This is a genomic window from Gemmatimonadota bacterium (genome assembly GCA_026705765.1).
Lineage (GTDB): Bacteria > Latescibacterota > UBA2968 > UBA2968 > UBA2968 > VXRD01.
Map to the genome: position 1 here is coordinate 15,152 of JAPPAB010000171.1, position 10,483 is coordinate 25,634.

The following is a 10,483-nucleotide window of genomic DNA, read 5'->3' on the forward strand; positions in this document are numbered from 1 at the left end:
TCCGCCTGAATGAAAGGGGAAGAAAACGACCTATCCGCGTTGATACAGCTTAGTCTATGATATATATAGGAAGAGACAGCGATTGTCAAGCCCCATCAAAAAACGGGTTGGCCGACTTACCCGACCAACCCGTTTCCGATCTCAGACCTGCTTATTTTTTAATTTTATCCCACGGGCTTGCCAAAGGCATTGGCAAAGATCAAAAAGTCTGAAAATGCGACCGTACCATCCCCGTCCAAATCAGCCGCAGCATTGTATCCCGGCACGCCCTCGCTCGTGCCAAAAGCAGCAGCAAAAAGCAAGAAATCGGAGAAATCGACATCCCCGTTACCATCCAGATCAGCACTGCGCGTCTGAGCCGGTGCCTGGCGTATCACAATTAACGCTTGAATTGCGGTCCCGGAAAGTGGAAATCCGAAGATGGAGACGGTATCTCCCACCATCAGATCAGAAATGGGGAAAATAAGCTGGACAAGATCATCAACATTGCCAGAAAAAAATATGGCGATAATATCCTCAGGGTTCCGCTGATCGAGAGTAATCATCAAAGCCTGTGAGACATCCACGCTCACCTGTTGACCATTGCGTTGGATAGAAAACGAATTCGTTTCAGCATTCACACTCTGAACACTGACCTCTCTAATGTCAACGGGCTCCGGCTCCGTTTGCAGCATAATTTGCAAATCAGTTACACTGGCACCATTGACAACCTGAATCAGCGCCCCGGGATCGACTTCACCCGTGAAGGGATTGATGCCCACAAAAGCACCTAACTGCCCCATGTTTCCCTGTGCATCCACCACATCTTGATTCAAAGCCAGTATATAAGACCCATTCGGCACATGCTTCAACTCAAAAGCCAGTTGTTCATTGAAATTGGCAATGCGGACAATAGCACGCTCAAGCGGATCCTCGTCACCATCTTCCATCAGAGCTTTTGAATATAATTCAGGATCTATCAGCACTGCTGCACCTGGAGTATCACTCAGCGTAAAACCCTCGGGCAAAATCCCCATGCCGGAAATCACGGCGTCTGACAGTTCTACCGTACCCCAAAAATACTGTTGTACCTCGGCAATAGGAGCCATATCTGAACGGCCAATAAGCATCTGATAGGTCGCGCCTTCGGGCAAATTAACAGTACCTGTCAATTTCATACCCCCTTCACTAATAGCCAGATCTGGCGCACTTACAAGCAATGCGATCAACTCAGAAGGAAATGCGACAAAATCCAAACCCTCAATATCGATTCCCCCCACTGTTTGGCTCAGTACAGGACTATTAAATGTAATCTCAAACCGCTGCATCCCACTCGGCACGGGTGGATTCTTCACATCTTCTTGAAGCGTCACACCGCCGATCACAAACGAAGTCACAGCGGGCGTAACGGGTTGCTGTGGTACAAAACTATTGGGATCGCCGGGATTAGTCACCTGAATGCTCGCATCTACCGTAAAATCGCCATCCGGATCCCCCAATTCTCGACCATTGGACACGCCATCGCCATCTGAATCGAGCATTGCGAGCATGGCATTCCACACAACCTGACCACTGCGACCGGGCTGCGTTAGATAATTATTGTTGATATCTCTGCCAAAAGAAGTGAGAGTACCTCCCCCGCCTGGGTTCACATGACACGAAGCACACCCCAACGCACTGCCATTGGGCAACTGACTAACCCGTGCTGGACGGGCATCTGCCTGTCCCCACCCAATAAAGACAAGGACCAGGACTGTTAGTACCCTGTGAGAACTCAACCGCGACATAAACAATCCTCCTGAAGAGGGTGATAATTAGAGACAACACGACGCTGCATCTCATCTCCGAAAAATGTAGATCATGTCCCATTGAAAGGCAACTGCTTTTTCAGTAAAAAAAATTGTCTTGCAACTTGTAGAGAAATGTATATAATTAGACCTTGTTTTTTCCGCATTTTTCTATAATTGAATCTTGTTTTTCGGGCATCATCGCCCAACAGTGTAACACATATTTAATACATGAGAAATCACGCGGAAACAAACACCATCTATATTCCGTACCGATATTTCGGGTCGGCAAAACTGTCGATCCTTTCATTTATCAATACCAGGCCACATTTCTCACAATGAAAGGAGCAAAATATGGCCCAAACGCCACAAGATGTTCTTGCAATGATCGCAGATCAGGGCATTAGAGTTGTCGATTTTCGCTTTACCGATTTTCCAGGACACTGGCAGCATTTTACTGTCATGGCCTCCGAAATCGAAGAAGAAACCTTTGAAGACGGACTCGGCTTTGACGGATCCAGTATTCGCGGCTGGCAGGCCATCAACGAATCGGACATGCTCGTCATTCCCGATCCCGCCACAGCGTTGATCGATCCCTTCCTCGAAGAACCCACCCTCGTAATGATCTGTAATATTGCCGATCCCATCACCAAAAGCGGCTATTCGCGCGACCCGCGTTCGGTCGCTCAAAAAGCCGAAGCCTATATGCAATCCACGGGCATTGGCGATACGGCATTTTTCGGTCCAGAAGCCGAATTTTTTGTTTTTGACGATGTGCGCTTTGGCGAAGGGTCAAACCACGCCTTTCACAGCGTAGATTCAGTTGAAGGCTACTGGAATTCGGGCAGAGATGAAGGTCCCAACCTCGGTTACAAGCCCCGCCACAAAGAAGGCTATTTCCCCGTGCCGCCCCACGACACGCTGCAAAATATACGTACCGAAATGGTGCTGACCATGGAAGAGGTCGGCATTGACATTGAAGTTCACCACCACGAAGTATCAACCGGTGGTCAGGGCGAAATCGACATTCGGTTCTGCCCGATGGTCACATGCGCCGACAGAATGACCTGGTACAAATACATCGTCAAAAACGTGGCACACAAACACGGCAAAACCGCCACCTTTATGCCCAAACCGCTTTTTGAAGACAATGGCACGGGCATGCACACGCATCAAAGCATCTGGAAAGGCGATGAGCCTCTCTTTGCCGGGTCGGGATACGCGGGCCTGAGCGAAATGGCACTGCACTATATCGGCGGCATTCTCAAACACGCCGATGCGTTGATCGCATTGACCAACCCGACCACCAACTCATTTAAGCGTCTGGTCCCCGGTTATGAAGCCCCGGTCAATCTGGCCTATTCGCAGCGCAATCGCAGTGCTGCAATACGCCTCCCGATGTATTCTCAAAGTCCCAAAGCCAAGCGCGTCGAATTTCGGTGTCCAGACCCAAGCGCCAATCCCTACCTGGCTTTCGCGGCCATGTTAATGGCTGGCCTGGACGGCATTCAAAACAAAATTCATCCAGGGGATCCGCTCGACAAAAACCTCTACGATCTCGAACCCGAAGAAGCCGCATCCATCCCGCAGACACCGGGTTCACTGTCCGATGCCCTCGATGCATTGGCGACGGATCACGACTTCCTGCTCAAGGGTGATGTCTTTACCGAAGACGTGATCGAAACATGGATCGAATACAAGCGCGAAAACGAAGTTGACGCCATCAACCAGCGTCCTCATCCACACGAATTCGCCCTTTACTTCGACGTGTAATTTGTAAGTTGTTCTTAGATGTACAGAAAAGCAGGTGGTTAGACCTCAACCACCTGCTTTTTTATTAGCTCCGTTCCCTAATTTTTAATTCGTCTCAATCCCTCAACTTCGTCTTCTCATCCCACCTCACTACATCCAGATGTTTTTGTGAAAAGCCAATCGCATCTCGGACATCGGCACCGCGCATGTCGGCATTGTCAAACTGGGCTTTAAAGAGATCGGCTTTTTGCAGGCGGGCGCGCTGGAGATTGGCCTGGCGCAAATCCACTTTGACGAGATCGGCCTCCTGGAGCCTGGCACTTTGCAGATTGGCTCCCCTCAAATTGGCGTCGGTCAAATCCGACTTTCTGATATCGGCTGTACGCAAGGTAGCATTTTCGAAATCCACTTTGACCAATATGGTCTCCGACAAATTGGCCTTGTAAAAATTCGCATTTTTGCATCTGGCGCCACGCAAATTGCACCCCACCAATTTTGCCTCCTCAAAATTTGCGTCTTCCATATTTGCACTGCTGAGATCTGCCAATTCCAAATCCGCTGGCGAGACCTGTGCGCCCTTCATATTCGCTCTTGTGAGAATCGCATTCTGCAAGAAAGCCCCGCTCAGATCAGCCTCTTCGAGATTTGCATCGCGCAAATTGGCCTGTAAAAGACGTGCACGCTGTAAGTTGGCACCCGATAAATTGGCACCCCGCAACTGTGCACCACTGAGAATGGCTTCGCGCATATCGGCGTGTTGTAAGGCGGCATTTTGCAATTCCGCCCGGTTTAAATTTGCACCGACCAGATCCGCGCGCGCGCCCTCTGTCCCGTTGGACGCTATCCAGGCTTGATGTCGCGCAAGAATCTCGCGCACCTGTGCAGGTGAAAAAGTTATGGGCATGTGATGTCTCCCTTCGCTAAATTTTAATGACCTCGTTTTCGGTTATGATCAAATCCATCTTCTCATCGTGTGGCTCGGCGGGCACGCGATCTATGATCTGAAAAGCATAAGATAAACCGACTCGAATAGCTCCAGTCTGCGCCAAAAATCGGTCGTAATATCCACCACCCGATCCAATCCGATGGCCAAAGCGATCAAAAGCGATACCCGGAACGAGGATCAGGTCAATGGTATGCGGCAACAGCACCTTTTGGGGATCTGGAACCGGTTCGCGCAAACCATAATGCACGGGTCGCAGATCGCTCAGTCCCGCAATTGCCTGAAAATCCATATCTCCATCTTCCCGCGTAACAGGTACTCCCACCTGTTTGCCGCTGTCAATTGCTTTTGGGATCACTATTCCCGTATCCACTTCATTTTTTATCGACACATAACAGGCAATGCACGGTGCAAGCTGGTATGCTGACATATCGATCAACTGGCGATAAATACACAAACTCTTCTCGCGAACAGCTCGTTCGGACATCTGGATACGCTCGGTGCGAAGGCTACGTTTTAGATCAGGCTTTGTCATAATAAGTTTCTCGCTTCTCCCTTGACTTTAATAAATTAAACCGTTAAAATTTCACAACATTTTTTTCGTATTTTATCGGTATTTAGGCGGACAAGCTGAATTTTCATCGTTAATAATATGAAAGACACACACATAAACGGCTCTCGCGATTGTACTCAGCTTCAAGATAGACTGAAAGCGCGAGGCAACCTGCCATCGCATATTGCGATAATTATGGATGGCAATGGGCGGTGGGCGCAACAGCGAGATTTGCGCCGCACAGATGGGCATCGGTCTGCCCGGGAAACTGTGCGCGATATTGTGCGTGCCTGTGGCGAACTCGAAATAGATATTCTCACCCTGTTCACCTTTGGCACAGACAATTGGCGTCGGCCCTGGTCAGAAGTATTGTCGCTGATGCAATTGTTGCGAGACTGTTCACACGAAGAACTCAATGAATTGCAGGAAAACAACGTGCGTCTCATTGCAACCGGTGATACGGATCGACTGGCCAAGCACTCGCGTAAAGCACTTAGAAATGCCATTCGCGAAACATCTAATAATACAGGACTAACGCTTAATCTCGCGTTGAGCTACGACGGCAAAAGCGATATTCTTCAAGCCGTGCAAAGCATTGCTATCGATATCGCACAGGAACGCATTTCACCAGACGATATTGATGCCAATTTATTTTCTAAACGCCTTTATACAGGTGATTTGCCCGACCCCGATTTGCTGATTCGCACCAGCGGCGAAGTTCGCCTGAGCAATTTTATGCTCTGGCAGTGTGCTTATACCGAATTCTGGTTTACAGGTGTACTGTGGCCCGACTTTAAGCGCGAGCATCTCTACGAAGCCATCCGCAGTTATCAAAATCGAGAACGGCGGTTTGGCAAAACGGGACTTCAATTGCGCGATGAAACGCTCGCAAGCAAAACCAATGGGCCTTCGGAGGACTTGTGGCAAAGTCCAATCTAATTCAGCGCGTGTTGGCAGCCGCAGTTTTTGGTCCAGTTTTGGTGGTGCTATTCTGGTTAGGTGACTATTGGCTATTTGTGATGTGGTGCGGCGTGGTCTCTATAGGAACCTGGGAATTTTATCGCATGCTATCGCAGAAAGGGCTGCAACCCTGGACGGGATTTGGCATTATTATATCCCTCTCCTGGTGTGCTGTGGCATTTGTTATTGGGCCAAATGCTTTCGTATTTTTTTTTCTCGTATTATTGCTTTTGATGTTTAGCATCGCCCTATTTCGAGACACCACAGGCTATCGCATGCTCAATGCGGGAGGCACGCTTTTAGGTGTACTCTATGTCGGTTTTCTGGGCAGTTTTGTTCTTATAGTGAGAAACACATTATCCGTTGGCGCACCGGAACTTGCTGTTCTCATTTTGCTGGGGATTTGGGCCAATGATACAATGGCCTATTTTTTTGGACGGTGGTTTGGCCGATGGCATCCCTTTCCCACAATCAGCGCGGCTAAGACCGAAGCCGGATTCATCGGAGGTCTTTTATCCGCACTTTTGGTAACAGGACTCGGCGGACAGGTACTCGGGCTATTTAATATAGCCCAAAGCCTCATACTCGGCCTTCTCATTGGCATTGGGGCATCTCTGGGAGATCTCGTTGAATCCATGATCAAACGCGACATGGACGTCAAAGATACATCGGAACTGATCCCCGGACACGGTGGCGTGTTGGATCGCTTTGACAGTACTTTTTTTGTTTTTCCGCTCGTCTATCTTTATTTGCAACTAATAGCCAGTACCCCACCGGTGTTGGACTAATTGTTATGATAAAACGCGTTGCCCTTCTGGGATCCACAGGCTCTATCGGCACAAACACACTGCGTGTTCTGAATAACCTATCCGACCGATTTGAACTGGTGAGTTTATGTGCCGGACGCAATGCCGAGTTGCTGTGCGAACAAGCCGAGCACTGGCGCCCTGAGCGCGTTTGTATTGCCCAGGGGGCAAAAGAGGTGCAGGCGCGTCTCGCGCCACTGGGTATTGAAGTGCTCGAAGGCAGCGCGGGCTTGCAGGACCTGTCTGTCGATCCCGATACCGACCTGATCATTAACGGTCTGGCGGCAGGCGTGGGACTGCGCCCTACGCTATCTGCTGTGCGCGCGGGCAAAGATGTGGCAATTGCCAACAAAGAGACACTGGTTGTCGCCGGGCATCTGGTAACCGATTGGGCAAAACAGACAGGCGCCACATTATTGCCGATCGACAGTGAGACAACGCCGCTGTGGCAATCTTTGCAAGAGACGAACCGAGACGAGATCAAACGCATTTTACTACCCGCCTCGGGCGGTCCTTTTTTTGACTATACGCAAAAGCAGATGGCGAGTGTTTCACGCGATCAGGCACTTAATCATCCCACCTGGCAGATGGGACCAAAAATTACGATTGACTCCGCCACATTGATGAATAAAGGCTTTGAAGTGATCGAAGCACAATGGTTTCTCGATTTGCCTGTCTCGAAAATCGATGTGATTATCCATCGGCAGTCTATTGTGCATTGCCTCATCGAATATGTGGATGGCGGCATGATGGCGCACCTGAGCACACCCGACATGCAGTTGCCCATTCATCAGGCTCTCGTGCATCCCGAAAAGCTGCCCACACAGGTTGAACGCCTGGACCTGACAGAGGTCGGCACATTGAGTTTTTTTCAGCCCGATACCGACCGATTTCCCTGTCTCCAATTGGCATATCAGGCCGTAGAACAGGGGGGAACTGCGCCCGCAGTACTCAACGCTGCCAATGAAGTCGCCGTGTATGCTTTTCTCGATAGCCGCATCGGATTTCTCGATATCCCCCGTGTAATTGCAAAAGCCCTCGATGAGCACGAGGCAGGCGAAGATACCCTCGAGGCGGTCTTTGAAGCCGACCGTTGGGGGCGAGACCGTGCAAATACGCTGATTTGTTCACTTGAATCATAGAAACGAGGTTTCCCGTGATCGTCGATCTTCTCTACTTCCTTTTTGTCTTAGGCGTGCTGGTTTTTGTTCACGAACTCGGGCATTTTTTAGTCGCTAAAAAATCGGGCATCAGGGTTGAGGCTTTCTCACTTGGATACCCGCCCAAAGCGATAGGCGTGAAAATTGGTGAGACCGAATACTGCCTTTCGTGGTTGCCATTGGGCGGCTATGTCAAAGTTGCTGGCATGGCCGATTTCGGTCACGAAGAAGGCAAGGGTAAGCCCTGGGAATTTCAGTCAAAACCGCGATGGATTCAGATGGCAGTAATGATCGCCGGTCCGGCAATGAACTTTTTTTTGGGCTTTTTGCTATTGCTCACTCTGTATATGTCGGCGGGCGAATACGCATTTTTAGACGATTCGCGCGTGGGTGAAGTTAAGACAGACTCGCCCTTCTATACGGCAGGCCTAAGACCGGGAGACCGCATTTTAGCCGTTGGAAATACAGCGGTAAATAACTGGGACGAAATGGAAGATGCGTTTCTCCTTCAAGCCGGTGACGTCATACCCGTTGAAATTGAACGAATACCCACCTACCGATCAGACATGACCGAGCGATTGGCTATTTCTGTCGATTTGACCTCGCTTCCCCGCGAAGGTCTGGGACTGGGATATTATATTACCACAGAGGTTGGAGGTGTGATGCCCGGAATGCCAGCCGCAGAAATTGGGCTACAACCGGGCGATGTGATTACATCGGTCAATGATGTCCCCGTCACGATGTGGTGGGAGATGAGCCGCGAGATATCTGCGCAACCCGGTGTGGAAATCTCATTGACCTGGCAGCGCAATGGCGAAGAGATGACAGAGCGGATTATTCCCGCATCTCAAACTTTTAATGGCGAAACCGTGGGGCGCATTGGCATTGATTTGGCTTCCAAACGCAACCCCATTTCCTTTTTTAAGGCCGTGCGCCGCAGCGCATCAGAAACCATCAATTTGTCAATGACTATTTTTCGATTTGTCAAAGATCTGGTCATAGGACAAGAATCCAGCAGAGCTCTGGCCGGACCTGTTGGGATTTTCCAGATGGTGGGACAAAGTGCTGAACGCGGTTTTTCCTCTCTGCTGTGGTTTATGGCTCTGCTCAGTATTAACCTGGGCGTGCTCAACTTGCTACCCATTCCCATGCTCGATGGTGGCCATCTCACCATTCTTGCGATTGAAGGCATTATCCGCCGAGATTTATCTGCGCGACACAAAGCCTGGCTCCAACAAGCTGGATTTGCATTTTTGCTCTTCCTGATCATTTACGTAACCTTCAACGATATCGGGCGCATTTCCGGATGGTTTGGAAACTAAAGCCTCCAGCCCAATATACCGGAGGTTAGACAAAAAAATCCCCACAAAAAACTGTGGGGATTTTTTTAGCCTCCTGTCTCAACCCTTCACAGTGAACTGGTCTGGACTGCGACCATCTGTGCACCATTTCTCACGTTTCACTTCTCACCTTTCTTTTTCGTCTTTTGAAATGCCTTCATCTCACGCTCTGCTGCCTCCCCAAATCGCTGCTGAATCAGAGCAATGAGCCCATCCCATTTTTCGGGGTGATCCCGCCGATCTTTGAGAAATTTCTCAATATCGGCTTGTGTAATGTCATGGCGTTTGAACAGCTTTTTTCGTTCCGCCAGTAGTGAGTCGGGCATGTGTACATAACGACGGTGAAGTTCCAGCGCGTCTGCAAATAACTCGATAAATTTTTTATCCGATAGCTTTGACGATGACGGTGTTGACTGTTCATCAACCGCGCATCCAACCGCGCCGAGCAAGAGACACCAGAGGAGCAGCTTTTTCATAACAGAGTTCCAAAGAGAAAAATCCACAGAGGCCCTTCCATAATGCTCTCAAAATACGTCACAATAATACATATATATAAATAACTTATTTTTTCTCTATAAAACAATTGACTTTTGAAACGCGAATTACTAATTTAACCCAAGTGGCATATTGTGGTGGATTGTGGTGGATTTTATTTTTTTGTATATCACTTTGTAAAATAAAAACTTAGATCTCTCAGGCTTCTCAGATGTCCGATAATTGTCCAGAGTTTTATGGCGACTTTGAAAATGTCCCCATCGATACCAAGGGTCGCTTAATCGTTCCGGCAGCATTTCGGAACGCACTGCCCAATGGCGTAAGTTCAATTATTGTCACGCAGTGGTTTGATGGCTGTTTGGCCGCATTTGACCCCGATGGATGGCGGCGGATCATTGATCAACTTCGCAATATGGGGCACTCGCAAGTCCAGTCAAGACAACTAGTTAGAGCAATGGCAGGACGTGCGTCTGAAGTAAAACTCGACCGCCAGGGGCGTGCATTGATCCCCCGAAAGCGTCTGGATTCAGTCGGTATTACAGATCGCGCAACGCTGGCAGGTGCTGTTGATTGTATTGAAATTTGGGATCCGGACAGGTATAACGAAGCTCAAAATGCCGTCAATATGGAAGAGATAGCAGAAGGATTAGAACGATAATGAATATTCCAAAATCAGGAATAAATATTCAGAATAAATATTCGACTATA

10 protein-coding genes are annotated in these 10,483 nt (G+C 49.1%); 6 read left to right on the plus strand and 4 right to left on the minus strand.

All coding sequences use genetic code 11. The features are described 5' to 3' along the window. Nucleotides 1–164 precede the first annotated feature (164 nt). Complete coding sequence (locus tag OXH16_21575) at nt 165–1,766, minus strand: hypothetical protein (protein MCY3684001.1); 1,602 nt, start codon at nt 1,764–1,766, stop codon at nt 165–167. A gap of 354 nt (nt 1,767–2,120) precedes the next feature. Here OXH16_21575 and glnA point away from each other — a divergent pair, with 354 nt between their 5' ends. Beyond that, the gene (gene glnA, locus OXH16_21580) at nt 2,121–3,539 is read left to right on the plus strand and encodes a type I glutamate--ammonia ligase (GenBank protein MCY3684002.1); all 1,419 of its coding nucleotides are present in this window, start codon (nt 2,121–2,123) and stop codon (nt 3,537–3,539) included. A 94-nt stretch (nt 3,540–3,633) separates the two neighbouring features. On the opposite strand, the gene OXH16_21585 is transcribed toward glnA, so the two are convergent. Further along, nucleotides 3,634–4,422: a pentapeptide repeat-containing protein gene (locus OXH16_21585; protein ID MCY3684003.1), complete on the minus strand. Its 789-nt coding sequence runs from the start codon at nt 4,420–4,422 to the stop codon at nt 3,634–3,636. 16 nt (nt 4,423–4,438) lie between these two features. After that, nucleotides 4,439–4,996 (minus strand): 5-formyltetrahydrofolate cyclo-ligase, encoded by a 558-nt coding sequence (locus OXH16_21590; protein ID MCY3684004.1) that lies wholly within the window; start codon nt 4,994–4,996, stop codon nt 4,439–4,441. Nucleotides 4,997–5,113: 117 nt separating this feature from the next. Here OXH16_21590 and OXH16_21595 point away from each other — a divergent pair, with 117 nt between their 5' ends. From OXH16_21595 to rseP, 4 genes are read left to right on the plus strand one after another with little or no spacing between them, the layout of a single operon-like run. Next, on the plus strand, nt 5,114–5,953 hold the full coding sequence (locus tag OXH16_21595; GenBank protein MCY3684005.1) for an isoprenyl transferase: 840 nt from the start codon (nt 5,114–5,116) through the stop codon (nt 5,951–5,953). After that, nucleotides 5,935–6,762 (plus strand): CDP-archaeol synthase, encoded by an 828-nt coding sequence (locus OXH16_21600; GenBank protein ID MCY3684006.1) that lies wholly within the window; start codon nt 5,935–5,937, stop codon nt 6,760–6,762. Before OXH16_21595 ends, OXH16_21600 begins: the two co-directional genes overlap by 19 nt. A 5-nt stretch (nt 6,763–6,767) precedes the next feature. Then, nucleotides 6,768–7,922: a 1-deoxy-D-xylulose-5-phosphate reductoisomerase gene (locus OXH16_21605; GenBank protein MCY3684007.1), complete on the plus strand. Its 1,155-nt coding sequence runs from the start codon at nt 6,768–6,770 to the stop codon at nt 7,920–7,922. Nucleotides 7,923–7,936: 14 nt separating this feature from the next. Beyond that, a complete protein-coding gene (gene rseP / locus OXH16_21610; protein ID MCY3684008.1) occupies nt 7,937–9,262 on the plus strand; it encodes an RIP metalloprotease RseP in 1,326 nt (441 codons plus the stop codon). 137 nt (nt 9,263–9,399) lie between these two features. Here rseP and OXH16_21615 read toward each other — a convergent pair whose 3' ends face one another. Further along, on the minus strand, nt 9,400–9,756 hold the full coding sequence (locus OXH16_21615; GenBank protein MCY3684009.1) for a hypothetical protein: 357 nt from the start codon (nt 9,754–9,756) through the stop codon (nt 9,400–9,402). A gap of 230 nt (nt 9,757–9,986) precedes the next feature. Between OXH16_21615 and OXH16_21620 the strand changes: the two genes are divergently transcribed. Further along, nucleotides 9,987–10,433 carry a division/cell wall cluster transcriptional repressor MraZ gene (locus tag OXH16_21620; protein ID MCY3684010.1) on the plus strand — a complete coding sequence of 149 codons (447 nt, stop codon included), beginning with the start codon at nt 9,987–9,989 and terminating at the stop codon, nt 10,431–10,433. The last annotated feature ends 50 nt before the right edge of the window (nt 10,434–10,483 follow it).